Genomic DNA, 26247 nt, shown 5'->3' with positions numbered 1-26247 from the left:
TCGCTCCCACAGGAAAACGCATTCCAACTGTGGGAGCGAGCCTGCTCGCGAAGGCGCCGGATCAGACGCTGCTGACCTCAGACACTGACGTGGTAGGGGTTGCGCGGATCATGATTCCAGTCCAGAAACGGCTTGCCCGTTTCCATCGGTACCATCTCGATGCAGTCGGCCACGGGGCAGGTGATCTGGCACAGGTTGCAGCCCACACATTCCTCATCGATCACTTCATATTTATGCGTACCGTCGGCCTGTTTCAGACTGCCGATCGCCTGGTGTGAGGTGTCCTCACAAGCGATGTGGCAACGCCCGCAACCAATGCACGCCTCCTGGTCGATCTTCGCGATCACTTGGTAGTTGATATCGAGGTATTTCCAATCGGTGGTATTGCCCACGGCGCGCCCGGAGAACTCGGCGATATTGGCGTAGCCCTGGCTGTCCATCCACCGCGACAGGCCATCCTTCATCTCTTCGACAATGCGGAAACCATGCAGCATCGCCGCCGTGCACACCTGCACCGCGCCGCTGCCCAGCGCCATGAACTCCGCTGCGTCGCGCCAGCTGCCGATGCCGCCAATGCCGCAGATCGGCAAGCCCTGGGTCTGCGGATCACGGGCAATTTCCGCGACCATGTTCAGCGCAATCGGCTTGACCGCCGAACCGCAATAGCCGCCGTGGGTGCTTTTACTGCCGACGGTGGGCAGGGCGACCATATGGTCCAGGTCGACGCTGGTGATCGAGTTGATCGTGTTGATCAGCGACACCGCATCGGCGCCACCACGATGCGCCGCCCGGGCAGCGACGCGGATGTCGGTGATGTTCGGGGTGAGTTTGACGATCACCGGCAGCGAGCAGTACGTCTTGCACCAGCGGGTCACCTGCTCGACGTACTCCGGCACCTGGCCGACCGCTGCGCCCATGCCGCGTTCGGGCATGCCGTGGGGGCAGCCGAAATTCAGCTCGATGCCGTCGGCGCCAGTGGCCTCGACCAGCGGCAGGATGTGTTTCCACGACTCCTCGACACACGGCACCATCAGCGACACGATCAGCGCGCGATCCGGCCAATCCTTCTTCACCTGAGTGATTTCGCGCAGGTTGATTTCCAGTGAACGGTCGGTGATCAGTTCGATGTTGTTGATGCCCAGCACTTCGCGATTGGCACCGTAATGCGCCGAATAACGCGAGGAAACGTTGACCGCCGCCGGATCCTCACCCAGGGTTTTCCAGACCACGCCACCCCAGCCCGCTTCGAAGGCGCGGACCACGTTGTAGGCCTTGTCGGTGGGTGGCGCGGAGGCCAGCCAGAACGGGTTGGGCGCTTTGATACCGGCGAAGACTATCGAGAGATCGGCCATTTACGCAGCCTCCACGTTGAGCATCAGTTGAGCGTTGATCGCCTCGGCGGCGCGTTTGCCGTGCTGCACCGCTTGCACGGTGAGGTCCTGATCGAGGCTGGTGCAGTCGCCGCCGGCATACACGCCGGGGACGCTGGTGCGCAGGTGTTCATCGACCGCGATGCGTTCGCCCTGACGCTTGAGTTCGCGCGCCAGCGGATCGCTGAGGGCGTTGTCATCGAAGCTCTGGCCGATCGCTTTGAAGATCGCATCGGCAGCCAGCTCAAAGGTTTCTCCGGTGGTTTGCAGACGCCCTTCAACCAGATCGGTGCGGGCGAAACGCATGCCGCGCACACGGCCCTGATCATCGAGCAACACTTGCTCCGGCTGCGCCCAGGTCAGCAATCGCACCTGATTGGCTTTGGCGATGTCCTGCTCATGGTGGGTGGCGCCCATGTCTGCCGCACCACGGCGATACACCAGATTGACGTCGCGCGCGCCGAGGCGGGCCATCTGCACGGCCATGTCGATCGCGGTGTTGCCAGCGCCGAGAACGATGCAGCGTTCGGCCAAGGGCAACTGCGTGAGGTCATCGGCCTGGCGCAGTTCGCGGATGTAGTCGGTGGCGGCGAGCAGGCCCGGCGCGTCTTCGTGGGCCAGACCGAGTTGCTTGCTGGCATTCAGGCCGAGGCCGAGGAATACCGCGTCAAACTGCTGATGCAGTTCGCTGAGAGTAAGATTTGCACCGAGTTTCTGGCCGTGGCGGATTTCTATCCCGCCAATCTGCAGAAGGAAGTCCAGCTCCTTCTGCGCGTAATCGTCGACCAGTTTGTACTTGGCGATGCCGTACTCGTTGAGCCCGCCGGCCTTTTCCCGCGCTTCGAAAATCACCACGTCATGCCCGTGCATCGCGCTGCGATGGGCGCAGGACAAGCCGGCCGGCCCGGCGCCGACCACGGCGATACGTTTGCCCGTGGCCGGGGCGCGCTGGAACGGGTGTTCAGTGAAATGCGCATTGTCCACGGCATAACGTTGCAGCAGACCAATCAGCACCGGCGCGCACTCCTGCGCGTTGTTGCGCACGCAGGCCTGCTGGCAAAGAATTTCCGTCGGACAGACCCGCGCGCAACTGCCGCCCAGGATGTTTGCCGACAGGATTTTCTGCGCCGCGCCTTGGACGTTGTCCTGATGGATGTTGCGGATGAACGACGGGATATCGATTTCGCTGGGGCACGCATTGACGCAAGGCGCGTCGTAGCAATACAGGCAGCGCGAGGCTTCCAGATGCGCTTGCCGTGAATTGAGCGGCGGCGCCAGATCAGTGAAATGGCCGGCGAGGGCGGCCGCGCTTTCGTGCGGGTGGGGAAGGTGGTTCAGGGTCTCGATCACAGTTTATGGCCTCATGGCTAATTGAGGTGCTGCCTCTGGTGGGCAGTGGTTTTATGGCGTCAGGGAGGGCCTCTTCGCGAGCAGGCTCGCTCCCACATTTGCTATGCGCTCACCTGTGGGAGCGAGCCTGCTCGCGAAGGCCGAAGGCCTGGCTGTCAGCGTTTAACGGCAGTCGGTTTATGCAACTCCGCCCGCTTGCTCAACAAATCAAACACCGCCGGGTAGGCCGGCCGTTCGATGTAGCGTCCGGCGCCGCGTTCGGCGCGCAGGTCGCCGTCGGCCCAGACCACGCGGCCCTGGCTGACGGTGTGGCTCGGCACGCCGCGCACGGTCTTGCCTTCGAAAATGTTGAAGTCCACCTGCTGATGGTGGGTCTTGGCGGATATGGTCCGCGTGCCTTGCGGATCCCACAGCACAAGATCGGCGTCGGCGCCCACGCGGATCGCACCTTTGCGTGGATAGATATTGAAAATCTTCGCGGTGTTGGTGGAGGTCAGCGCAACGAAATCCTGCATCGACAATCGTCCGGAGTTGACCCCTTCATCCCACAACACCGCCATACGGTCTTCGATACCGGCGGTGCCGTTGGGAATCTTGCTGAAGTCGTCGCGGCCGGCGGCTTTCTGCTCGGCGCAGAAACAGCAGTGGTCGGTGGCGGTGGTGTGCAGATTGCCGTTCTGCAGCCCGTGCCACAGCGCCTCCTGATGGCCGCGCGGACGGAACGGCGGGCTCATCACGTAGCCGGCGGCGGTCTGCCAGTCCGGGTGTTGATAGACGCTGTCGTCAAGCAGCAAGTGCCCGGCCAGCACCTCGCCGTAAACCGGCTGGCCCTTGCTGCGGGCATAGGTGATTTCGTCCAGAGCTTCCTTGGTGGAAACGTGCACCAGGTACAACGGCGTGCCGATGGTTTCGGCAATGCGGATCGCCCGGCTCGCGGCTTCACCTTCGACCTGCGAAGGTCGCGACAGCGGATGCGCTTCCGGCCCGGTAATGCCCTGAGCCATCAGCTTGCGTTGCAGGTGATAGACCAGCTCGCCATTTTCCGCGTGCACGGTCGGCACCGCGCCAAGTTCCAGGCAGCGCTCGAAACTCGCCACCAGAGTGTCGTCGGCGGCCATGATCGCGTTCTTGTAGGCCATGAAGTGCTTGAAGCTGTTGATGCCGTGGTGGCTGACCAGCTCGGCCATTTCCTCGCGCACCTGTTCGCTCCACCAAGTGATCGCGACGTGGAAGCCATAGTCCGACGCAGACTTTTGCGCCCAGCCGCGCCACTGATGAAACGCTTCCATCAGCGATTGCTGCGGATTGGGAATCACGAAATCGATGATCGAGGTGGTGCCGCCGGCCAGGCCGGCAGCGGTGCCGCTGTAGAAATCCTCGCTGGCAACGGTGCCCATGAACGGCAGTTGCATATGCGTATGCGGGTCGATGCCGCCGGGCATCAGGTATTGGCCACTGCCGTCGAGCACGTCTGCGCCGGCGGGAATGTCGAGGTTTTCCCCAATGGCTTTAATCACGCCGTCAGCGCAATAGACGTCGGCGCGGTAACTTTCATCATGGGTAACAACGGTGGCGCCACGGATCAACAGAGACATTCCGGATTCCTCGCAGGCATGACCGACTTGTGCCGGTTCTAAATGTTTTATTGAAGTACAGCGGCGCAGTTCGTATTCCTGTCATCGCTGTCAGGAATAGAAACTAGTCGCGATTTCAAGAATGATCAAGAATATTTTTTATAAGCTTATAGCTGTTTCAACATATTGATAAATAAAGATAAAAAAGAGAAATCACCAAAATGGTGAGGCCGTTCACCATTTTGACGCACTTGACAGGATGGAAATATGAGCAAGATTTCCTATGTGAAATCAGCCGCTTGAAGTTGTGCCGCGGTTGCGGGTTCACCGACGAAAATAAATGCAGTGCACCAGTTTGAGTCCTGACACTTCGGACAACTTGCCCGACGTTTAGCCTGAGCGTTCAGACAAGTTTTCCCGGACTCATCGGATATTCAATTAAAACTGATGAATATCAGAAAGTTGCAAAGCGTGCAGTGCACCGCCCAAGCGTTCAGCGCGAGAACCGGCACGTTTATTGATGCCGCCGCTGACACCGTGGCCGGTGCATGAAAGTTGTCAGTTCCTCCGGCCATCGTCCGGTTGGCGCCGTATGCGCCAGCCGCCTGATGAGCAAAAAATAATCAGAAGAACAGTGGAGCGGCCATGCAACAGACCAGATCACAAGTGACCGAGCGCGACGGCTTGTACGAGCTCGAAGCGGGCAGTGATGTCCTCGACAGTCCCCGCTACAACCACGACATGGCACCGACCAAGGTGCGCGAACGCACCTGGAACAAATGGCACATCACCGCGCTGTGGGTCGGCATGTCGATTTGCGTGCCGACCTACACCCTCGGCGGCGTGCTCACCGCCTATTTCGGCTTGAGCGTCGGCGAAGCGCTGTTGGCGATTCTGTTTGCCAACGTCATCGTGTTGATTCCACTGACCCTCAATGCCTTCCCCGGCACCAAGTACGGCATTCCGTTTCCGGTGCTGCTGCGCTCGTCGTTCGGCATTCTCGGTTCCAACGTGCCGTGCCTGATCCGCGCGTTGGTGGCGTGTGGCTGGTTCGGCATCCAGACCATGTTCGGCGGACTGGCGATTCACCTGTTCCTCGGCTCGGTGTTCGAGGGCTGGAAATCCCTCGGCGGCACCGGCGAGGTGATCGGTTTCATGGTGTTCTGGGCGCTGAATCTGTGGGTGGTGATTCGCGGCGCCGAGTCGATCAAATGGCTGGAAACCTTGTCGGCGCCGTTGTTGGTGGCGGTGGGCATCGGCCTGCTGGTGTGGGCGATGCCCAATGTGTCGATGACTGAATTGCTGGCGATCCCGCCCAAGCGTCCGGAAGGCGCCAGCGTGGTCAGTTATTTCGCGGCAGGGCTGACGGCGATGGTCGGGTTCTGGGCCACGCTGTCGCTGAACATTCCCGACTTCAGTCGCTACGCCAAGAGCCAGAAGGATCAGATCCTCGGGCAGATTTTCGGCCTGCCGCTGACCATGTTCCTGTTCGCTGCGCTGGGCGTGGTGATGACCGCCGCATCGGTGAAACTGGTCGGTGTCACCGTGTCCGATCCGGTCACGCTGATCGGCCATATCCAGAGCCCGGTGTGGGTCGCTGTGGCCATGGCGCTGATCATCGTTGCCACACTGTCGACCAACACCGCCGCCAATATCGTCTCGCCAACCAATGACTTCCAGAACATCGCGCCGAAGGTGATCAACCGCACCAAAGCGGTGTTACTCACCGGTCTGGTCGGGCTGGTGCTGATGGGCCATGAACTGCTGAAAAAGCTTGGCTTGATCGTTTCCGACATCAGCCTCGAAACCGTGTACTCAAACTGGCTGCTGGGCTACTCGAGCCTGCTGGGGCCGATCGCTGGAATCATGGTGGTGGATTATTTCCTGATCAAGAAACAGCGACTGGACCTCGCCGGGCTGTACCGCGATGACGTGTATCCGGCGTGGAACTGGGCCGGTTTTCTCGCCTTTGGCGTGCCGGTGGCGCTGACCTTGCTGTCGCTGGGCAGCGACGTCTTCAGCTGGTTCTACAGCTATGGCTGGTTCACCGGCTCGGCGTTGGGCGGGATTATTTATTACGGGTTGTGCGTGATGCGGGCGCAGCCTTCTGCCGTGAAAACAGCGGTGTGAGCAAGGGCCTTTTCGCGAGCAGGCTCGCTCCCACATTGGAAATGCATTCTCACTGTGGGAGCGAGCCTGCTCGCGAATGCGATGCTCCATACACCGCCGAAACTGATCGTTCCCACGCTCTGCGTGGGAACGCAGCCCGGGACGCTCCGCGTCCCAACAGCGGACGCAGAGCGTCCATGGATGAATGCCCACGCAGAGCATGGGCACTATCGGCATCAGCATTGAGGAGATCCCCATGAACGCAGCCGTAGACGTTCTGCAATCCACCCATCAGCACATCAACCGCGATCGCCTCTGGGCCTCGCTCATGGAACTGGCGAAACTCGGTGCCACTGTCAAGGGCGGCGTCTGTCGCCTGGCCCTGACCGACCTCGACCGCCAGGCGCGCGACCTGTTCGTGCAGTGGTGCAAGGACGCCGGTTGCAACGTCACGGTCGATGCCGTCGGCAACATTTTCGCCCGGCGTGCCGGGCGCAACCCGAACCTGCCGCCGGTGATGACCGGCAGCCACATCGACACTCAACCCACCGGTGGCAAGTTCGACGGCTGCTTCGGCGTGCTCGCCGGCGTCGAAGTGCTGCGCACCCTCAACGACCTCGGCGTGGAAACCGAAGCGCCGCTGGAAGTGGTGGTCTGGACTAACGAAGAGGGCTCACGCTTCGCCCCGTGCATGATGGGCTCCGGGGTCTTCGCCGAGAAATTCACCCTCGAAGAAACCCTCGCCAAGGTCGATGCCGACGGCGTCACGGTCGGCGAAGCACTGAATGCGATCGGCTACGCCGGCCCGCGCAAGGTCAGCGGGCACGCGGTCGGCGCCTATTTCGAAGCGCACATCGAGCAAGGCCCGATCCTTGAAGATGAAGAGAAAACCATCGGCGTGGTACTCGGCGCGCTCGGGCAGAAGTGGTTCGACCTGAAATTGCGCGGCGTCGAAGCCCACGCCGGTCCGACGCCGATGCACCTGCGCAAGGACGCCCTGGTCGGTGCCTCGGTGATCGTCGGCGCCGTCAACCGCGCCGCCCTCGGCCATCAGCCTCACGCCTGCGGCACGGTCGGCTGCCTGCAAGCCTATCCCGGCTCGCGCAACGTGATCCCCGGCGAAGTGCGCATGACCCTCGACTTCCGGCATCTGGAGCCGGCGCGGCTGGATTCGATGATTGCCGAAGTGAAACAAGTGATCGAGGCGACCTGCGAAGAGCACGGCCTCACCTACGAACTGACCCCGACCGCCGACTTCCCGCCGCTGTACTTCGAAAAGGGCTGCGTGGAGGCGGTGCGCGGTGCCGCGAAAGGGCTGGGTCTGTCGCACATGGACATTGTCAGTGGCGCCGGGCATGACGCGATTTTCCTCGCCGAGTTAGGCCCGGCGGGAATGATTTTTGTGCCATGCGAGGGTGGGATCAGCCACAACGAAATCGAAAATGCAGCGCCGGATGATCTGGCGGCGGGGTGCGCGGTGTTGCTAAGGGCGATGCTCGCGGCTTCGGCGATCGTGGCGGCCAGCGAGCGTGCCGCCTAAGGTAAACACACCCAGTAAACCTGTGGGAGCGAGCCTGCTCGCGAATGCGCCGGGTCAGTCACCGAATGGTCTATCTGAGCCAGCGCTTTCGCGAGCAGGCTCGCTCGCACAGGTGTTTTCTGGCGATTTTGAGGCCGTGGCACGATCCCGAGCCGCTGCGGTCGTACTCTTCACCTAGCCGCATCACAGTGTGGAGATCCAATGAGCCAGGAAGTCCTGACCACCGAAACCAACCGTCGCCAGTTGCAGCAGATCATCGCCGGGCTGTCGGACGGGGTGATTCTGCTGGAACTCGACAAAAGCATTCTCTGGGCCAACGAAGCGGCGCTGACCATGCACGGTGTCAGCACCATCGGTGATCTGGGCAGCAACGCCGACGAGTACGCCAAACGCTTTACGCTTCGCTATCGCAACAATCATGTCTTGCCGTCGGACAACTACCCGATCAGCCGCGTCGCCCGCTGCGAGGCGTTCAATGATGTGCTGATCGAAGTCTCGTCCGTGGACGACCCGGAGCGGGTCTGGGTGCACAGCGTGCGCAGCATGGTGCTGACCGACCGCGTCGGCCAGCCCGAGTCGCTGGTGCTGATCATGAGCGACGTTACCGACTGGGCCAACGCCGAGCAGCGTTTCGAAAAAACCTTCAACGCCAACCCCGCGCCGGCAGTGATCTGTCGTCTCAGCGATTTGCGCTACATCAAGGTCAACCCGGGCTTTCTGGAAATGACCGGCTATACCCGCGATCAGGTGATCGGCACCTCGGCGTATGAAATCGATATTTTCGAACAGGCCGATCAGCGCGATCTGGCCGTTCAGCGCTTGCGCGATGTCGCGACCATTCCGCAGATGCAGGCGGAACTGCGCCTTCCGGACGGTGGCAGTAAACAGGTGATCGTTGCCGGTCAGCCGTTGCTGCTCAATGACGAGAATTGCATGCTGTTCTCCTTCGTCGACATGGAGCCTCGGCGCCGGGTGGAAGTTGCCTTGCGTCAGAGCGAGGAGCGCTTTGCCAAGGCTTTTCGTCTGACGCCGGTGCCGATTCTGATCTGCACCGCGGAAAAGCAGGAGGTTATCGACGTCAATCAGGCGTTCCTCGATACCCTGGCCTATGACAGCGATGACGTACTCGGCAAAACCGTGACGCAATTGAGCTTCATCCACGATGACGGCGCGCGCACCCGGTTATTGTCGGCGTTGGCGAAGAACGGTCGGGTCGATCGGGTCGATGTGCCGGTGCGCAAGAAGGACGAGGAGTTGCTGGAGTGTGCGGTCTCGGCCGACACGGTGAACATTCACGACACGTCCTGCTATCTGCTGGTGTTGATGGACATGACCGAGCGCAAGCGCACTGAGCTTGAGCTGGTCGCGGCGATCGAAGAGGTGATGAAGGATGCGTCGTGGTTCAGCCGAACGTTGATCGAGAAGCTGGCCAACGTGAAGAAGATCAACTCGCCGCAGCTGCCAAGTGCCTCGTTCACTGACCTGACGGCACGTGAGCGCGATGTGCTCGGCTTGATCTGTGAAGGACTGGCGGACAAGGAGATCGCCGCGCGGTTGAAACTGGCGCCCAACACCGTGCGCAATCATGTTGCCACTGTGTACTCGAAAATCGATGTGCATAGCCGCAGCGAGGCGATCGTCTGGGCTCGGGAGCGCGGTTTGTTTTCGGGAGAGTGGGGCACCAAGGGCCAGCGTTGAGGGGTGCAAATGCACTAGTTACAAGGGTGCAAATTCATGTATTGGCCAAGGCGTTGTGTTCTTAGGCTGATGGGGTGCGGTGTGGGCCATTTCGGGCCTGCGATCGTGCCCCTTTTGAAACAGTCATAGGAACAACGTCAATGATGAATCTTGCGCAGTTGCGCGCTCGGCTCGAGCACAGTTTTGCGCCGCTGGCTTGTGAGTGTTCGGTGGATGGTGATCATTCGCTGACGGTCAAGTTGTATCACCGGGATTCGGGGCAGGTGGATCTGGTGATCAGCGGGCTGGATCTGGCTTCGCTGCGTACGCCTGGGGCGGTTGAGGCGTTGGTGGATGAGTTGCGGTATGAGCTTGAGAGCAATTCCTTGCGTTCTTCGCGGGATCCGGATTTGGCTTAAGCGCGCTTTGGGTCTTGGCGGCCTTTGGGCCGGCCATGCTCTGGGGGGTTGGGTGTATATCCGTTTCTGCGGGTGCTGCAACTTACGGTTTCGCCCTTACGGCGAGGCACTTTTTCCAGACGCCGAAAAAGTACCCAAAAAGGCTTCGCCCTGACGTTCGGCCCGCTCGCTGAGGCTCGGGGTTCCTTCGCTCCGGGATCGATCCTGGCGCAGCGGCTCCGGTTTGCTTCGCTGCACCTACACTCGCTGTGTACGACTGCGTCGTACGGTCGCTGCGCTCCCACGCCCGGATCAATCCCTTCACTCAGCCTGCCGACGGGCTCCCAGATCAAGATCAAAAGCTACTCGAGCTTGCGCTCATTGTTGAGTGGTGCGGCTTCGCCGCGGGCAGCTGCGCTGCTTTTGCTTTCTGTGGGAGCGAGCCTGCTCGCGAAGGCGGCCTGACAGCCGACCTGGTTGTTACTGAACTCACTCGATCAAAACTGTAGGAGTGAGCCTGCTCGCGATGAGGCCCTCGCCGACGACCATAATCCCAATCCAGCCCTCTACCGGAAACACCCCGCAAAACCGACAGCCAATCCCACCCAATCTCCCCAATCCACTGGCGCTAACAAGGCGCTCAGCTATAAAGAATGAGTGGTCAGGTCTTCCGCGGCCGGTTGGGTTGCGGGAGTTTGTCTCCCTTTACCGCGGGTCGTCCTATGAATAATCCTGGGAAACGCGTATTGCCGTTGGCTTTTCTTGCTGTGCTGTTGGCCGGTTGTGCCAGTCCTCCACCTCCTGCGCCTGTCGCGCCGCCGCCACCGCCGGAACGTCGGTGTGAGGTGCTGGAAAATACTGAGGTTGCCGGGGATGTGTACGTGGATGGGCAGGTGACGCGCCACATCACCACTACCCGTTGCATAACCCAGTAAGACTCGCGATTCCTCGATTGCACGAGGCCTGGAATCCTGCAGTGACCCTGTGGGAGCGAGCCTGCTCGCGAATGCGTGGTATCAGTCAAAACATAGCTGACTGACACAACGCCTTCGCGAGCACGCTCGCTCCCACACGGGTTAGCAATTTGCCCTGGAAATCAGGACAGGAATCCGCCATCCACATTCAGCGCCACGCCGGTGGTGTAGCTCGACGCATCGCTGGCCAGGTACAACACCGCGCCGGCCATTTCGCTTGGGTCGGCTACGCGTTTGAGTGGGATCTGGGTCAGTGCCTGTTTCAGAATCGCATCGTTCTTGACCAGCGCCGAGGCGAATTTGGTGTCGGTCAGGCCGGGGAGCAGGGCGTTGCAGCGGATGCCGAATTGCGCGCATTCCTTGGCGAAGACTTTGGTCATGTTGATGACCGCCGCTTTGGTTACCGAATAGATGCCCTGGAAAATGCCCGGCGAGATGCCGTTGATCGAGGCGACGTTGATGATGCTGCCGCCACCGTTTTCGCGCATCAGCTTGCCGGCTTCGACCGACATGAAGAAGTAGCCACGAATGTTCACATCGACGGTCTTCTGGAACGCACCCAGATCGGTGTCGAGCACGTTGCAGAATTGCGGGTTGGTCGCGGCGTTGTTAACCAGGATGTCGAGGCGGCCGAATTGTTCCTTGATCCCGGCGAAGACCTGGCTGATCTGCTCCATCTCACCGATGTGGCAGGCCACGGCTGTCGCCTTGCCGCCGGCGGCGGTGATGGCGTCGGCGACGTGTTGGCAGCCTTCGAGCTTGCGGCTCGAGACGATCACATGGGCGCCTTGCTGGGCCAGCAGTTTAGCGATGGCTTCACCGATGCCACGGCTGGCGCCGGAGACGAAAGCGATTTTGCCGTCGAGGTCGAACAACTGAGTCTTGGACATGGGTTTCCCTTGTTGAAAGTCTTGTTATTGGCCCGGATCAGAGGCTGGATTTCTGAATGACCTGCAGGCTCATCTGCTCCAGCAGTTTGTTCATGTGAATGAACTGCGCGAAGCGTTTGTCCTGCGTCTGGCCATGGTAGAAGCGGTAGTAGATCTGCTGCACGATGCCGGCCAGGCGGAACAGGCCGTAGGTGTAGTAAAAGTCGAAATTGTCGATGCGGATGCCCGAGCGCTCGGCGTAGTAGTCGACGAATTCGCGGCGGGTCAGCATGCCCGGCGCGTGGCTTGGCTGGCGGCGCATCAGTTGCACCGGTGCCGGGTCGCCGGCTTCGATCCAGTAGGCGAGGGTGTTGCCCAGATCCATCAGCGGGTCGCCGAGGGTGGTCAGTTCCCAGTCGAGCACGCCGATGATCTGCATCGGATTGGCCGGGTCGAGAATGACGTTGTCGAAGCGGTAATCGTTGTGGACGATGCTCGACGTCGGGTGGTCGGCCGGCATCTTGTCGTTGAGCCAGGCTTTGACTGCTTCCCAGTGCGGCGCGTCCGGGGTCAGGGCTTTTTCGTAACGCTCGCTCCAGCCCTTGATCTGCCGGGCGACGTAGCCTTCAGGCTTGCCCAGATCGCCGAGGCCGCAGGCGTTGTAATCGACCCGATGCAGTTCGACGAAACGGTCGATGAAGCTTTTGCACAGCGCTTCGGTTTTCGCCGAATCGAGGCCCAGCTCCGGCGGCAGTTCCGCGCGCAGGATGATGCCCTTGACCCGTTCCATCACATAGAACTCGGCGCCGATAACGGCTTCGTCGGTGCAATGCACGTAGGCCTTCGGGCAATACGGAAAGCCGTCGCGCAGTTGGTTGAGAATGCGGAATTCACGGCCCATGTCGTGGGCGGATTTGGCTTTGTGGCCAAACGGCGGACGGCGCAGAACGAACTCTTGCTCGGGGTATTCCAGCAGGTAGGTCAGGTTCGACGCGCCGCCGGGAAACTGGCTGATCTGCGGAGTGCCGGTCAGGCCGGGAATGTGCGCCTTGAGGTACGGATCGATCAGGCTGGCATCGAGTTCTTCGCCCGCGCGGATCCGGGTGGACTGGTCAGTAAGCGCCATGCTTATCCCTTCTGCTTATTTTGGAGGCCAGACATCATTGGCTAATCTAATGGCGCGCTCGGGTGCTCACAAGCACGGGTCGGTCTTATAGGTTAGCGTGTTGCTGGATAATCAACTTTGAGAATGGGGCAAAGATCGGCGCGGTTCGACGATGCCACGCGCGCTAATGCACGCGCTGGTTGTTCAACTTGGGCGGCAGGGCGACGGGAGTCAGCACCGGTTGCCCGGAGAAAAACGCCATCAGGTTTTTCCCCACCAGTTCAACGGTGCCTTGCGTGGCTTCAGGGGAGAGCCCGGCGACGTGGGGAGTCAGCACAACGTTGCTGAGGTGTTTCAAGGCATCAGGCACTTCCGGTTCGTGATCGAACACGTCCAGTGCAGCGCCGGCGATACGACGTTGTTCAAGTGCGGTGATCAGGTCTGCCGTTGCGATAACGCTGGCGCGGGCGATGTTGACGATAAAACCCTTGGGGCCGAGGGCATCGAGCACGGCTCGCGTCACCAGATGTTGCGTACCAATGCCACCGGGCGTGGCAACGACCAGAAAGTCCGAGGCTCGCGCCAGATCGGTGGGTGTCGAGCAGAACGCATAAGCGACTTCGCTGCGCACCTGGCGGCTGTGGTAGCTGATCTGCATGTCGAAACCCAGCTCCGCACGTTTGGCAATCGCCATGCCCACTGCGCCCAGCCCGAGGATGCCCAGACGCTTGCCGGCCAGCGACGGGCGCATGATTTTCGGCCATTCACCGCGGCGCACGGCGGCATCGCAGCGCGGGATGTCGCGGACCAATGCCAGCAGCAATGCCATCGCATGATCGGCCACTGACGAGGCGTTGACGCCGGCGCCATTGGTGACGGTGATGCCACGGTCACTGGCTGCTTGCAGATCGACCTGTTCATAACCTGCACCGATCACCGTGATGATTTTCAGGGCGGGCAGGGCGCTGATCTCTTGCGCAGTCAGGCCCAGTGGGCCGCGAGTGAGCACGGCGTCGATGCGACTGCCATGAGTGGCGATGGCTTGCGCGCGTTCGGCTGGCGTTGGTGCAAGGATCAGGTGGAATCCCTGATGCTCAAGAATCGGCAGATAGTCATTGATCGTTTCAACCAGTACCAGAACGGTTGCGGGCATTGCGCGGCTCCTGTGATTGGCGGCGGGTGGGTCGCGAAAGTCGACTCAGAGTGCTGAATCCGCAGCGGCTTGGCAATCGTTGCATTCGCGCAGTGGTGCTTTGATTCTGGACGGGTTCGTGGAACAAGCAAGCACGCAGGCATGGGCGCTGCGAATCAGCTGGCGTATTGCGCAATGCCGTTGCCAAACGACCAGTTCTCTTTCTTTACCTCCAGCAGATTGATGAATACATCCTCCAGGCGAATACCCAGTTGCGCATGCAGGCTCTCGGCAATGGTTTTGAACAGCAATTGTTTCTTTTCCACGCTGCGCCCTTCGCTGATGGTGATCTGGATGAACACCACGCCGTCGCTGCGCTGGATGCCGAGGTATTGCGGGTCATAAACGAAATGCTGGGCGTCATGTTCGTTGAGAATCTGGAAGTTGTCGTGCTCGGGCACATCGATACAGCTGCGCAAGGCGGCGTAGATCTGTTCGCCGATGCGCCTGGCGAAAGTGGGGTCGGGGTTTTGCTGGATGTCGACGCGGACCAGTGGCATGGGAGGCTCCTTGGGTTATGGCTTCTCACACGCTAGATCAAGGGCAGGGTTCTGGCAGTTAATTGGTCTGGAATATCGCAAATTCCGTGTATGAGGCGGCTTACGTGACTCGCGGATTTTGCCTACGGGGATGGCAGATGCGTCTGCTGGTCAGCGTGAATGGAACAGTTTGATGATAAGGGCATGACGATAGCCGTCGATGTGCATGCAAATGCTGACACCGATCCGCCAGCAGCCAAGGAGGGCAAATGTTCCATAACGATCGCGAAAATCTGGAGCTCGACAGGCTGGAAAACGAATCAAGGAAACTCGTGGCTGAATGGAAAAAGCTTCAGGCTGAAGAGAAAAAGTTATCAAGGGAGACGAAGCTCTATCCAATTGCAGTGTTTGGTGGAGTCTTGACTGCAATCACCGCAGTGGCAGGGTTTTTCTTCAAGTTGTGAGTCTTCATGCTTCACGACCGTCAGGCGCATTATTCAAAGGTTAATCAGTATGAGCACATATGACCGTAAGGCACGACTGGAGCAAATTGAGCGAGAGTTCGCAGAATACGACGAAGCGGTGCGCAATAGAGACAAGCGCGAAAATGGCAAGCTCTGGTTGCTTTTCGGCTTCGGGCTGTACTGCGTTTTATTGGGTTTCATGCTCGGCATATCGCTCTAGGCGCATTCGGTGACGCCTGGGTGGGTGCAAAACGTATCCGTTTGCGGCATCTGACGTATCCATAAACGACCTTGTTTTTTCCATAAACGACCATCCTTGGATCTGCTCCGCACAACCATTCCTCAGCTAAGTCTTTGCTTGCATTGATTTATCGCGGAGAATCGCGCCCCTGTTTCGGCCGGAGCATGTCTGTCGGTTTTTTCCGACGCGTCCTGACCGAGTGGCAAGTGACCGGAATGCGGAGATCCGACCGGATGAATGATCAGGCCAATAGCCTCGAAAAGCGCTTCGACGCAGCAGCACCCGCTGAACTTTCGAGCTGGAATCGCCAGGACACCACCTGGATGCTGGGACTGTTTGGGACGGCCATTGGCGCCGGCACCCTGTTTTTGCCGATCAACGCAGGATTGGGTGGCTTCTGGCCGCTGGTGATCCTCGCGCTTTTGGCATTCCCGATGACGTTTTACGCTCACCGTGGCCTGACCCGTTTTGTGCTATCCGGTCGCGAAGGTGCCGATATTACCGAAGTGGTCGAGCAGCATTTCGGTATCAAGGCCGGTGCCTTGATCACGCTGCTGTACTTCTTTGCCATCTTCCCGATCCTGCTGATCTACAGCGTCGGCCTGACCAACACGGTCGCCAGTTTCCTCGAGCACCAACTGCACATCACGCCGCCACCGCGCGCATTGCTGTCGTTCGTGCTGATTCTCGGCCTGCTGGCCGTGGTTCGTTGCGGTGAGCAGGCGATCGTCAAAGCCATGAGCCTGATGGTCTATCCGTTCATCGTTGCGCTGCTGTTCCTTGCCGTGTATCTGATTCCGCACTGGAATGGCGGCATTCTCGCCACTGCCTCGCAAGTGCCGGCGCCTTCAGCGCTGCTGCACACGCTGTGGCTGGCGATTACGGTGATGGTGTTCTCGTTCAACCATTCGCCGATTATCTCGGCGTTCGCGATGGACCAGAAGCGTCGTTACGGTGTGCACGCCGACGAGCGCAGCTCACAGATCCTCGCGCGCGCTCATGCATTGATGGTCATTTTGGTGCTGTTCTTCGTATTCAGTTGCGTGCTGACCCTGTCGCCAGAGCAACTGGCTGAGGCGAAAGAGCAGAATCTGTCGATCCTGTCGTACCTGGCCAACCACTTCAACAACCCGACCATCGAGTTTGCGGCGCCGTTGATTGCGTTTGTGGCGATCTCCAAGTCGTTCCTCGGTCATTACATCGGGGCCAGCGAAGGCCTCAAGGGCTTGATCGTCAAGAGCGGCAGACGTCCGGGTGCCAAAACGCTGGATCGCATCGTGGCGGCGTTCATGCTGGTGATCTGCTGGATCGTCGCGACGCTTGATCCGAGCATCCTGGGCATGATCGAAACCGTCGGTGGGCCGGTGATTGCGGCGATTCTGTTCCTGATGCCGATGTACGCGATTCGCAAGGTGCCAGCGATGGCGCGCTTTCGCGGTCAGGCGTCGAATGTGTTTGTTACCGCAGTGGGACTGGTGGCGATTTCGGCGCTGGTTTACAAGCTGGCTGTCTGACCTGTCACTGATGACTGATCGTTCCCACGCGGAGCGTAGGAACGATCAGGCGATAGGCGATCAGCATAAAAAAACGCCGCTCATCTCACGATGGGCGGCGTTTTTTATGGCCTTGCAGCGTTAGGCTTGAACGACCGGGATCTTGGCGTTCGCAGCAGCTTCACGGAACTCGGCGATCTGGTCGAAGGACAGGTAGCGGTAGACATCGGCCGCCATGCTGTCGATCTTGCCAGCGTATTCCATGTACTCCTCGACGGTCGGCAGGCGACCCAGGATCGAAGCAACGGACGCCAGCTCGGCCGAGGCCAGGTAGACGTTCGCGCCGTCGCCCAGACGGTTCGGGAAGTTACGGGTCGACGTCGAGACCACGGTGCTGTTCGGCTCAACGCGTGCCTGGTTACCCATGCACAGCGAGCAGCCTGGCATTTCCATGCGAGCGCCAGCCTTGCCGTAGATGCCGTAGTAGCCTTCTTCGGTCAGTTGGTGAGCGTCCATCTTGGTCGGCGGCGACAGCCACAGACGGGTTGGCAGCTGACCCTTGACCTGATCCAGCAGTTTACCGGCAGCGCGGAAGTGACCGATGTTGGTCATGCACGAACCGATGAACACTTCGTCGATCTTCTCGCCAGCAACGCTGGACAGCAGACGGGCGTCGTCCGGATCGTTCGGCGCGCAGAGCACAGGCTCGTTGATCTCGGCCAGATCGATTTCGATGACTTCGGCGTATTCGGCGTCGGCATCGGCTTCCATCAGCTCAGGATTGGCGATCCAGGCTTCCATCGCTTGAGCACGACGTTCCAGGGTACGCGCATCGCCGTAGCCTTCGCCGATCATCCAGCGCAGCAGGGTGATGTTGGACTGCAGGTACTCGGTGATCGACTCTTTCGACAGCTTGATGGTGCAACCGGCAGCCGAACGTTCGGCCGAGGCGTCGGACAGTTCGAACGCCTGCTCCAGGGTCAGACCTTCCAGACCTTCGATTTCCAGGATGCGGCCGGAGAAGGCGTTTTTCTTGCCTTTCTTCTCGACGGTCAGCAGACCGTTCTGGATAGCGAAGTACGGAATGGCATGAACCAGGTCACGCAGGGTGATGCCAGGTTTCATCTTGCCTTTGAAGCGCACCAGGATCGATTCCGGCATGTCCAGTGGCATTACACCAGTGGCTGCAGCGAACGCGACCAGACCGGAACCGGCCGGGAACGAGATGCCCATCGGGAAACGGGTGTGCGAGTCACCACCGGTACCGACGGTGTCCGGCAACAGCATGCGGTTCAGCCACGAGTGGATGATGCCGTCGCCCGGACGCAGGGAAACGCCGCCGCGGGTCATGATGAAGTCAGGCAGGGTGTGGTGGGTGGTCACGTCGATCGGCTTTGGATAAGCCGCGGTGTGGCAGAACGACTGCATCACCAGATCGGCGGAGAAGCCCAGGCACGCCAGGTCTTTCAGTTCGTCACGGGTCATGGGACCTGTGGTGTCCTGAGAACCCACGGTGGTCATCTTCGGTTCGCAGTAGGTGCCAGGACGCACGCCCTGGCCTTCTGCCAGACCGCAGGCCTTGCCGACCATTTTCTGCGCCAGGGTGAAACCCTTGGTGCTTTCAGCCGGAGCTTCCGGCTTCTTGAACAGGTCAAACGGTGGCAGACCCAGCTCTGCGCGAGCCTTCTCGGTCAGGCCACGGCCGATGATCAGCGGAATACGACCGCCGGCACGGACTTCGTCCAGCAGCACCGGGGTTTTCATTTCGAAAGTGGTGATGACTTCGTCGGTACCGTGCTTGCAGACTTTGCCAGCGTGCGGGTACAGGTCGATCACGTCGCCCATGTTCATGTTCGACACGTCGAACTCGATCGGCAGGGCGCCGGCATCTTCCATGGTGTTGTAGAAGATCGGAGCGATCTTGCTGCCGAAGCAGAAACCGCCAGCGCGCTTGTTCGGCACGTACGGGATGTCGTCGCCGAAGAACCACAGCACCGAGTTGGTCGCCGATTTACGCGAGGAACCGGTACCGACCACGTCACCGACGTAGGCGATCGGGAAGCCCTGGCCGCGCATTTCTTCGATCTGCTTCATCGGGCCGGTCTTGCCTTGCTCGTCCGGAACGATGCCGTCACGGGCCATTTTCAGCATGGCCAGGGCGTGCAGCGGGATGTCAGGACGCGACCAGGCGTCTGGCGCAGGGGAGAGGTCGTCGGTGTTGGTTTCGCCGGTGACCTTGAATACGCGCAGGCTGATCTTGTCGGCCAGGACCGGGCGCTTCTTGAACCACTCGCCGTCAGCCCAGGATTGCAGCACGGCCTTGGCGTGAACGTTGCCGTTCTTGGCTTTTTCAGCGACGTCGTGGAAGGCATCGAACATCAGCAGGGTGTGCTTGAGTTCTTCGGCGGCGACTGGCGCCAGCTCGGCGTCGTCCAGCAGTTCAACGAGGGTGACGATGTTGTAGCCGCCCTGCATGGTGCCGAGCAGTTCTACAGCGCGTTTCTTGTCCAGCAGAGGGGAGGAGGCTTCGCCCTTGGCCAGGGCAGACAGGAAACCGGCCTTGACGTAAGCGGCTTCGTCCACTCCAGGCGGTACGCGATTGGTGATCAGGTCAACGAGGAAAGCTTCTTCGCCAGCCGGAGGGTTCTTCAGCAGCTCGATCAGGCCTGCTGTTTGTTCGGCGTTAAGCGGCTGGGGAACGATACCCAGGGCTGCACGCTCTTCGATATGTTTGCGGTAGGCTTCAAGCACAGTTATTACCCTCATCAGTGGTCCCAAATGGGTGTCCGGGACGCTCATCCCGAAATTGCCGTACTCATGCGCCTCACGACGTTGTGGGTCGTTCGGCCAGAATTACCGGCAATTCCTTACAGAAGCTGCTTTCAAAGTTTTACGCCTGCAGAACGGGGAGCTGATGAGGGTTGGCGTTGGGCTTTTCCCCGCTGGAAAAACCCCTCGCCAACACCGCTCTGAAGGAACGACTGTGCTCGTGACGCTTTGAAAACAGCTTCTAACGGACATTGGCGCCTTAAAAGGCTGGCTGATTCTACGGCAAAAAAATTTTAAAGGTAAGTCGCGCTCTATTGGACTTTCGTGGCAATCAGCGCGGCCGGAGCAAACCTGCGACGCTGGCGAGACCTTGCTGTTTGAGGGGTGATCAATGCCCGACAAAGGGCTAACATGCCGGCCTGTTCCGCGTTTCAGTGTTCTGCCCATTTATGCCCAATCAGACCATCAAGACCCCCTGCGTCGGCCTCTGCTCCACCGTTTACGGTGACCTGGTGTGCCGTGGCTGCAAGCGTTTCCACCACGAAGTGATCCATTGGAACGGATACAACGAGGAGGAAAAGCGTGCGGTGTGGCTGCGTCTGGAGCAATTGCTGTCACAAGTGATGGCGAGCAAAGTCGAGATCTTCGATCCGGCGCGCCTGCGCGAGCAGCTCGAACAGCGCAAGATCCGCTTCGTACCGCATCAGTCGGAATATTGCTGGGCCTATCAGCTGATTGCCCGCGGCGCGCGGGTGATCATTAATCTTGAGGCGTACGGGATGGTATTGCTGCCGGAGTTCCGCGACTGGAACCTGCCGGAACTGCGTGATGCCATTGATCGGGAATTCTTCCTGCTGTCGGAAGCGCATTATCAGCGCTACATCGCCCCCGGATTCCTCAAAGACGCTTTTCAATTGTAGGAGTGAGCCTGCTTGCGATGGCGTTGTGTCAGTCAACGCATCATTCAATGATCCACCGCTATCGCGAGCAGGCTCACTCCTACAAGGGGCCGCATTCCAAATGTTTAATGCTTAACCGTCAGTTCCACCAGATGATCCTCAACCTCCTGTGGCTTGAGCACCAGCACATCGCTTTCCAGCGTATCCAGCACCGCTTCAGCGGTATTGCCAATCAACGCGCCTGACAAGCCACTGCGCGCTACCGTGCCAATTACCGTTACCGCCGCCTGCAGCTTGTGCGCCATGAACGGGATCAACACATCCGCCGGGCCTTCCTCGATGTGCAGGTGCTCGTCATCGACATCGAACTCCGCCTGAAACGCCCGGCACTGCTCGCGGTATTTGGCTTCTATGGTCGATTTCAGCTGAAACGTCGGATCCGCCGCCGAGAGCATCGGCGACGGATGCGCGGTGATCACATGCAGATGCGCCTTGGCCAGACTGGCGATGTCATAGCCGTGATCGATGATGGTGCTGTGCAAATGCCGATGCTCACCGTCGGCATTGCCGACATCGACCGCAGCCAGGATCACTTTGTCCTTCCACGAACCGGCGGTTTTTACCAGCAGCACCGGGGTAGGGCAGTGGCGCAGGAGTTTCCAGTCGGCCGGGGTCAGCAGGGCTTTTTTCAGCGAGCTGTCGGGGAAGTGCTGTTTGATCACCAGGCCGCAACCTTCGGCCTGCTGCACATCGATGATGGTTTCATGCAGGCTCTCGTTCCACGCCTGTTCGGTGGTCACGCTGTAGCCTTCGGCGAGCAATGCCGCCTTGAGCACGCTGAGCAGGCCGGCGTGGTCATGCTTCTTGTCACACACCAGCAGATGCAGGTGGGCCTGGGTGACACCGGCGATCAACTTGGCGCGCTTGAGCGCCAGGCTTTCTGCATGTTCAGGTTCGATGACCACCAGAATGCTGCGAATGGCTTGCATGAGCGGAGTCTCCAGCAAAGAAAAGGCACGGCGTTGCACAACTATAGTTGCTACCCGAACGTCTGCGACTTGATGCATATCAACAGCCGCCGCTGGTGGTCTGCGGGCAGGCCGGTATAATCGGCGCCCTTCGCTCGAACACCTTTTACCGTGAGCCCCATGATCCTTCCCGAAATCCACGAATTCCTTGGCTGCCGCACGCCCGACGCCTGGGTCCAGGCGGCACTGGCCGATCAGGAAACCCTGCTGATCGATCACAAGAACTGCGAGTTTAAGGCCGCCAGCACGGCGCTGAGCCTGATTGCCAAGTACCACGCCCATGTCGACCTGATCAACATGATGTCGCGCCTGGCCCGGGAAGAACTGGTGCACCACGAGCAAGTCATGCGCATCATGAAACGGCGCAAGATCGACCTGCGTCAGCTGCACGCCGGCCGCTACGCCTCGGGCCTGCGCAAGGTGGTGCGCAGCCACGAACCGGTGAAACTGGTCGACACGCTGGTGGTTGGCGCTTTCATCGAAGCGCGCAGTTGCGAGCGTTTCGAAGCACTGGTGCCGCATCTGGACGAAGAGCTGGGCAAGTTTTATTTCGGTTTGCTGAAAAGCGAGGCGCGGCACTTTCAGGGTTATCTGAAACTGGCCTATCAGTATGGTGATGCCAAGGATGTCGCGCAGGTGATCGAGCGCGTCCGTGCGGCCGAGCAGGAACTGATCGAATCGCCGGACGAGGAATTCCGCTTCCACAGCGGTGTGCCCGCCTGAATTTGTTAAAAACTCTTAAGAGTATGAAACATCACCGAAAACCGGCCCAAGTGGCCGGTTTTTGCTGTCTGCCGTCATCGCCTGTTCGATGAATGCCAGCATAATATCGGCCCTTCCACGTTTGGCTTGGCAACGGTTGTTATGGATAACCTGGGTTTCGGCAAAGTTCTGCTGGTCGAAGACGATGAGCGTCTCGCCGCACTGATCGCACACTTTCTACAGCAACACGGCTACGAGGTGCGCACGGTGCATCGCGGCGATCTCGCCATGGCTGCATTCCTGGAATTCAAGCCGAAAGTGCTGGTGCTCGACCTGATGTTGCCGGGGCAGAGCGGTTTGCAGGTCTGCCGGGAAATTCGCAGTGTCTCGGACACGCCGATCGTGATCCTCACCGCCAAGGAAGACGATCTCGATCACATTCTCGGTCTGGAGTCCGGCGCTGACGATTATGTGATCAAGCCGATCAAACCTCCGGTATTGCTCGCGCGGCTGCGGGCGCTGCAACGGCGGCAGACGCCGGAGACCAGCGTGGTCAGTTTCCTTGAGTTCGGGCAATTGAGCATCGACCGCAGTTGCCGTGAAGTTCGCCTGGCCGGTGAGCTGATCGAGCTGACCACCATGGAGTTCGAATTGCTCTGGTTGCTCGCCAGCGCGGCGGGCAAGATTCTTTCCCGCGATGACATTCTCAATCGCATGCGCGGCATTGCCTTCGACGGCCTCAATCGCAGCGTCGATGTCTACATCAGCAAGTTGCGCAACAAGCTCAAGGACAACCCTCGCGAGCCGGTGTGCATCAAGACCGTATGGGGCAAGGGCTATCTGTTCAATCCGTTCGCATGGGAGTTGTAGATGCTGCGTTTGTTCCTCGGCCTGTTTCTGGTGATGACGGTGGGTCTGGTGCTGGCCTTGCAGGCGGTCGAGCACACCTTCAACGCGTTGCTCGACAGCCAGACGCAGGATTACAACCGTGAAGCTGTGCGCGGTCAGGCGTGGTCGCTGGTCGATCATCTGCACGGCCGCCAGGGCGCCGAGCGTGAACAGAAACTCGATTCATTGCGTGCGCATTACGGTCTGTCGCTGAGTCTGGTCGAGGCCGATCAACTGGCCCTCACACCGCAGGAAAAAGCCGAGCTCGCGCGGAACCTGTTGGTGATCCGCGACGATTACACGCAGTTCATCAGCAACATCGATGGTGGCTCGCAGTTGCTCAGCATCAAGCTGCCGCCAGAGCCGAGCCTGATGCCGTTCTACATCACCGCGGCGTACATGATGCTCGCGGTGTTGATCGGCATCGTTCTGTTTTTCTGGGTGCGCCCGCACTGGCGCGACCTGGAAAAGCTTCGGCTGGCGGCCGAGCGTTTCGGCGACAACGATCTGTCGGTGCGCATCCAGTTGTCGCGGCGCTCGAACATCCGCGATCTGGCCGAGCACTTCAATCTGATGGCGGCGCGCATCGAGGGGCTGATTGCCAATCAGCGCGAGCTGACCAACGCCGTGTCTCACGAACTGCGCACACCAATCGCGCGGCTTTCGTTCGAGCTCGATCAGCTTAAACAGCAACCCGACGCGAGCCAGAATCGCGAGCTGATCGCCGACATGTATGCCGACCTCGGTGAGCTGGAGGAGATGGTCTCGGAATTGCTGACCTACGCCAGCCTCGAGCATGGCGCGACGGTGATCAAACGGGAAAATATTCACGCGGCCGATTGGCTCGACAGCGTCGTCGGCAGTGTGGCGCTTGAGGCCGAAGCAGTGGGCGTGCAGTTGTCGATCGCCGGTTGCCAGGTCGACACTGTAAGCATCGAACCGCGCTTCATGGCGCGGGCGGTGATCAATCTTTTGCGCAATGCCATTCGCTATGCCGAGCAGCGCGTTGATGTGTCGCTGCAGCGCAATGGCGATGACTATGAAGTGCGGGTCAGCGATGACGGGCCGGGCGTGCCGCTGGAGGGACGGGAGAAAATCTTCGAACCGTTTTCCCGACTGGATGCCAGCCGGGATCGGCGTACTGGCGGTTTCGGGCTGGGCCTGGCGCTGGTGCGGCGGGTTTCGCAGTCCCATGGCGGGCAGGTTGAGGTTGGCGAATCGGTGTGGGGCGGGGCGTTGTTCAGGATGACCTGGGCGCATCCGGACTGATTGATATTGCCTGACCCGGCCCTTTGTAGGAGTGAGCCTGCTCGCGATAGCGTTAGGTCATTCAATGTTGAGTCGACTGACACAACGCTATCGCGAGCAGGCTCACTCCTACAAGGGACGGTATTCAGCGAGTCACGCCGAGTCGCTCATGCCACTGGGCGATCGATTCATCGGGATATTCATCAAACTGCTGATCCTTCGGCTTGGCCTCGACCTCGACCCACGGCGCTTTCGAACCAAGCATCAGGTGCGTGCGTTCCGGCGGCACCGGCAGCGGCGTATCGATTGCCGAGGCGAATGGATGAATCAGCTCTGGCCACTCCGGGCTGAACAGCCATAGGCCGCTGCCGCACAGCGAACAGAAGTGGCGTTCGGCGCTGCTGCGATGGGCGCGTTTATCGCCTTCAGCTTTCATCTTCGCGTGATAGATGCTGATGTTTTTGCGTCCGCGAACCTTGAGAGTGGTCGCGTCGCCGCCAAGGTTGATCGCATAACCGCCGCCGCCCTGGGTCTTGCGGCAGATTGAGCAATAGCAGCGTTGATAGGGATAAGGATGGGCGCTGTCGAGGCTGAAATTGACTTCGCCGCAATGGCAGGAGCCTTCGAGGTGCATGGTGCTCTCCCGTGTCTGAATGGTCCGCTTCAGCCTAGAACATTTTGCGAAGCGCTTGCCGGTGTGATGCGACCGGCGGGCGCAGCGTCTAGGCCCAGTGTCCCCGCGATCCCATGGGGCGAGACTTTCGGAACCCGGCATGCAAGCGCTGTTGAACGAGATCCTTGACGCCGTCCGGCCCCTGATCGGGCAGGGCAAAGTTGCTGACTATATTCCCGCCCTCGGCACGGTGCCGGCCAACCAGTTGGGCATCGCCGTGTACAGTAACGACGGCGAAATGTATTGCGCCGGCGACGCTGAAACGCCGTTCTCGGTGCAGAGTATTTCCAAGGTATTCAGCCTGGTGCAGGCCATCGATCATTCCGGCGAAGCGATCTGGGAGCGGCTCGGCCACGAGCCGTCCGGCCAGCCGTTCAACTCGCTGGTGCAACTGGAATTCGAGCGCGGCCGCCCGCGCAATCCGTTCATCAATGCTGGGGCGCTGGTGATCTGCGACATCAACCAGTCGCGATTCGCTGCGCCGACACTGTCGATGCGCGACTTCGTCCGGCGTCTGTCCGGTAACCCGCAGATCATGATCGACGGCAAGGTCGCCGACTCCGAATACCAGCACCGCGCGCGCAATGCGGCGATGGCCTATCTGATGCAGTCGTTCGGCAACTTTCACAACGATGTCGAGGCGGTGTTGCGCAGCTATTTCAGCCACTGCGCACTGCGGATGAATTGCATCGATCTGGCCCGGGCGTTCTGCTTTCTGGCCAATGACGGGTTCTGCAAGCACAGCGGCGAGCAGATCCTGACGCGCCGCCAGACCCAGCAGGTCAATTCGATCATGGCCACCAGCGGTTTGTACGACGAGGCGGGCAATTTCGCCTATCGCGTCGGCCTGCCGGGCAAGAGCGGGGTCGGCGGCGGCATCGTTGCGGTGGTGCCGGGGCAGTTCAGCGTGTGCGTGTGGTCGCCCGAGCTGAATGCCGCCGGCAACTCGCTGGCGGGGATGGCGGCGCTGGAGTTGCTGAGCTCAAGGATTGGCTGGTCGGTGTTCTGACCCACCTGAACACCACATGACCCTGTGGGAGCTGGCTTGCCAGCGATGAGGCCCTGTCAGTCACTATAAATTTGCCTGAACCACCGCTATCGCTGGCAAGCCAGCTCCCACAGGTTTCTTTAGTGTTTGAGGAGGTGTATTTCAGCCAGTAATCCGCTACATTTTCCGGCCGCCCTCTGCATGGTGAATCCGCTTC

Annotated in this window: 22 protein-coding genes; 12 read left to right on the top strand and 10 right to left on the bottom strand. The window is 59.9% G+C overall.

Going from position 1 to position 26247, the window contains the following annotated elements:
* Nucleotides 1-77: 77 nt before the first annotated feature.
* The 3 genes from preA to hydA form a co-directional block, all read right to left on the bottom strand.
* Nucleotides 78-1352, bottom strand: a complete 1275-nt coding sequence (gene preA / locus KVG87_RS03260) for an NAD-dependent dihydropyrimidine dehydrogenase subunit PreA (RefSeq protein WP_122602779.1) — start codon at nucleotides 1350-1352, stop codon at nucleotides 78-80.
* Nucleotides 1353-2720: an NAD(P)-dependent oxidoreductase gene (locus KVG87_RS03255; protein WP_217849222.1), complete on the bottom strand. Its 1368-nt coding sequence runs from the start codon at nucleotides 2718-2720 to the stop codon at nucleotides 1353-1355.
* 155 nt (nucleotides 2721-2875) lie between these two features.
* Nucleotides 2876-4315, bottom strand: coding sequence for a dihydropyrimidinase (hydA, locus tag KVG87_RS03250; protein WP_217849220.1), 1440 nt, complete (start codon nucleotides 4313-4315; stop codon nucleotides 2876-2878).
* A gap of 624 nt (nucleotides 4316-4939) precedes the next feature.
* On the opposite strand from hydA, the gene KVG87_RS03245 reads away from it, so the two are divergent.
* The 4 genes from KVG87_RS03245 (at nucleotide 4940) to KVG87_RS03230 (ending at nucleotide 10039) form a co-directional block, all read left to right on the top strand.
* The gene (locus KVG87_RS03245; protein ID WP_076563394.1) at nucleotides 4940-6424 is read left to right on the top strand and encodes an NCS1 family nucleobase:cation symporter-1; all 1485 of its coding nucleotides are present in this window, start codon (nucleotides 4940-4942) and stop codon (nucleotides 6422-6424) included.
* Nucleotides 6425-6659: 235 nt separating this feature from the next.
* Entirely contained in the window at nucleotides 6660-7943 is a 1284-nt protein-coding gene (locus KVG87_RS03240) for a Zn-dependent hydrolase (protein WP_217849218.1), read from the top strand.
* Between the two features lie 201 nt (nucleotides 7944-8144).
* On the top strand, nucleotides 8145-9641 hold the full coding sequence (locus tag KVG87_RS03235; protein ID WP_217849216.1) for a helix-turn-helix transcriptional regulator: 1497 nt from the start codon (nucleotides 8145-8147) through the stop codon (nucleotides 9639-9641).
* A gap of 140 nt (nucleotides 9642-9781) precedes the next feature.
* A complete protein-coding gene (locus KVG87_RS03230; RefSeq protein WP_024013284.1) occupies nucleotides 9782-10039 on the top strand; it encodes a DUF1652 domain-containing protein in 258 nt (85 codons plus the stop codon).
* Between the two features lie 1075 nt (nucleotides 10040-11114).
* On the opposite strand, the gene KVG87_RS03225 is transcribed toward KVG87_RS03230, so the two are convergent.
* From KVG87_RS03225 to KVG87_RS03210, 4 genes are all read right to left on the bottom strand, one after another.
* On the bottom strand, nucleotides 11115-11882 hold the full coding sequence (locus KVG87_RS03225) for an SDR family oxidoreductase (protein ID WP_024013283.1): 768 nt from the start codon (nucleotides 11880-11882) through the stop codon (nucleotides 11115-11117).
* Nucleotides 11883-11919: 37 nt separating this feature from the next.
* Nucleotides 11920-12987: a phosphotransferase family protein gene (locus tag KVG87_RS03220; RefSeq protein ID WP_095180255.1), complete on the bottom strand. Its 1068-nt coding sequence runs from the start codon at nucleotides 12985-12987 to the stop codon at nucleotides 11920-11922.
* A gap of 163 nt (nucleotides 12988-13150) precedes the next feature.
* Nucleotides 13151-14119 (bottom strand): 2-hydroxyacid dehydrogenase, encoded by a 969-nt coding sequence (locus tag KVG87_RS03215; RefSeq protein WP_150635025.1) that lies wholly within the window; start codon nucleotides 14117-14119, stop codon nucleotides 13151-13153.
* A 155-nt stretch (nucleotides 14120-14274) separates the two neighbouring features.
* Nucleotides 14275-14658, bottom strand: coding sequence for a tautomerase family protein (locus tag KVG87_RS03210; protein ID WP_217849214.1), 384 nt, complete (start codon nucleotides 14656-14658; stop codon nucleotides 14275-14277).
* Nucleotides 14659-14906: 248 nt separating this feature from the next.
* Here KVG87_RS03210 and KVG87_RS03205 point away from each other — a divergent pair, with 248 nt between their 5' ends.
* The 3 genes from KVG87_RS03205 to KVG87_RS03195 all read left to right on the top strand — a co-directional run bounded on the left by KVG87_RS03205 (nucleotide 14907) and on the right by KVG87_RS03195 (nucleotide 16856).
* A complete protein-coding gene (locus KVG87_RS03205; RefSeq protein ID WP_056789207.1) occupies nucleotides 14907-15101 on the top strand; it encodes an FtsB/FtsL family cell division protein in 195 nt (64 codons plus the stop codon).
* A gap of 49 nt (nucleotides 15102-15150) precedes the next feature.
* Nucleotides 15151-15321: a hypothetical protein gene (locus KVG87_RS03200; RefSeq protein ID WP_163032915.1), complete on the top strand. Its 171-nt coding sequence runs from the start codon at nucleotides 15151-15153 to the stop codon at nucleotides 15319-15321.
* Nucleotides 15322-15575: 254 nt separating this feature from the next.
* Entirely contained in the window at nucleotides 15576-16856 is a 1281-nt protein-coding gene (locus KVG87_RS03195) for a serine/threonine transporter (RefSeq protein ID WP_217849212.1), read from the top strand.
* Nucleotides 16857-16976: 120 nt separating this feature from the next.
* Here KVG87_RS03195 and acnB read toward each other — a convergent pair whose 3' ends face one another.
* Nucleotides 16977-19586 (bottom strand): bifunctional aconitate hydratase 2/2-methylisocitrate dehydratase, encoded by a 2610-nt coding sequence (acnB, locus tag KVG87_RS03190; protein WP_217849396.1) that lies wholly within the window; start codon nucleotides 19584-19586, stop codon nucleotides 16977-16979.
* A gap of 467 nt (nucleotides 19587-20053) precedes the next feature.
* Between acnB and KVG87_RS03185 the strand changes: the two genes are divergently transcribed.
* Nucleotides 20054-20524: a DUF1289 domain-containing protein gene (locus KVG87_RS03185; protein ID WP_217849210.1), complete on the top strand. Its 471-nt coding sequence runs from the start codon at nucleotides 20054-20056 to the stop codon at nucleotides 20522-20524.
* A gap of 104 nt (nucleotides 20525-20628) precedes the next feature.
* Here the strand turns inward: KVG87_RS03185 and KVG87_RS03180 are convergent, their stop codons facing one another.
* Entirely contained in the window at nucleotides 20629-21492 is an 864-nt protein-coding gene (locus KVG87_RS03180; protein ID WP_073471189.1) for a universal stress protein, read from the bottom strand.
* Between the two features lie 159 nt (nucleotides 21493-21651).
* On the opposite strand from KVG87_RS03180, the gene KVG87_RS03175 reads away from it, so the two are divergent.
* The 3 genes from KVG87_RS03175 to KVG87_RS03165 all read left to right on the top strand — a co-directional run bounded on the left by KVG87_RS03175 (nucleotide 21652) and on the right by KVG87_RS03165 (nucleotide 24390).
* On the top strand, nucleotides 21652-22254 hold the full coding sequence (locus tag KVG87_RS03175; RefSeq protein ID WP_217849208.1) for a MiaE family protein: 603 nt from the start codon (nucleotides 21652-21654) through the stop codon (nucleotides 22252-22254).
* A gap of 141 nt (nucleotides 22255-22395) precedes the next feature.
* The gene (locus tag KVG87_RS03170; RefSeq protein WP_217849206.1) at nucleotides 22396-23103 is read left to right on the top strand and encodes a winged helix-turn-helix domain-containing protein; all 708 of its coding nucleotides are present in this window, start codon (nucleotides 22396-22398) and stop codon (nucleotides 23101-23103) included.
* A complete protein-coding gene (locus KVG87_RS03165) occupies nucleotides 23104-24390 on the top strand; it encodes an ATP-binding protein (RefSeq protein WP_217849204.1) in 1287 nt (428 codons plus the stop codon). It begins immediately after the preceding gene.
* A 124-nt stretch (nucleotides 24391-24514) separates the two neighbouring features.
* Here KVG87_RS03165 and KVG87_RS03160 read toward each other — a convergent pair whose 3' ends face one another.
* Entirely contained in the window at nucleotides 24515-25003 is a 489-nt protein-coding gene (locus KVG87_RS03160; RefSeq protein WP_217849202.1) for a GFA family protein, read from the bottom strand.
* Between the two features lie 139 nt (nucleotides 25004-25142).
* On the opposite strand from KVG87_RS03160, the gene glsB reads away from it, so the two are divergent.
* Nucleotides 25143-26051 (top strand): glutaminase B, encoded by a 909-nt coding sequence (gene glsB / locus KVG87_RS03155; RefSeq protein WP_024013269.1) that lies wholly within the window; start codon nucleotides 25143-25145, stop codon nucleotides 26049-26051.
* Nucleotides 26052-26247 lie beyond the last annotated feature (196 nt).

The sequence above is a fragment of the Pseudomonas siliginis genome (genome assembly GCF_019145195.1).
In the GTDB taxonomy this organism is placed as follows: Bacteria; Pseudomonadota; Gammaproteobacteria; order Pseudomonadales; family Pseudomonadaceae; genus Aquipseudomonas; species Aquipseudomonas siliginis.
This window is presented reverse-complemented; position numbering and strand designations above follow the sequence as displayed.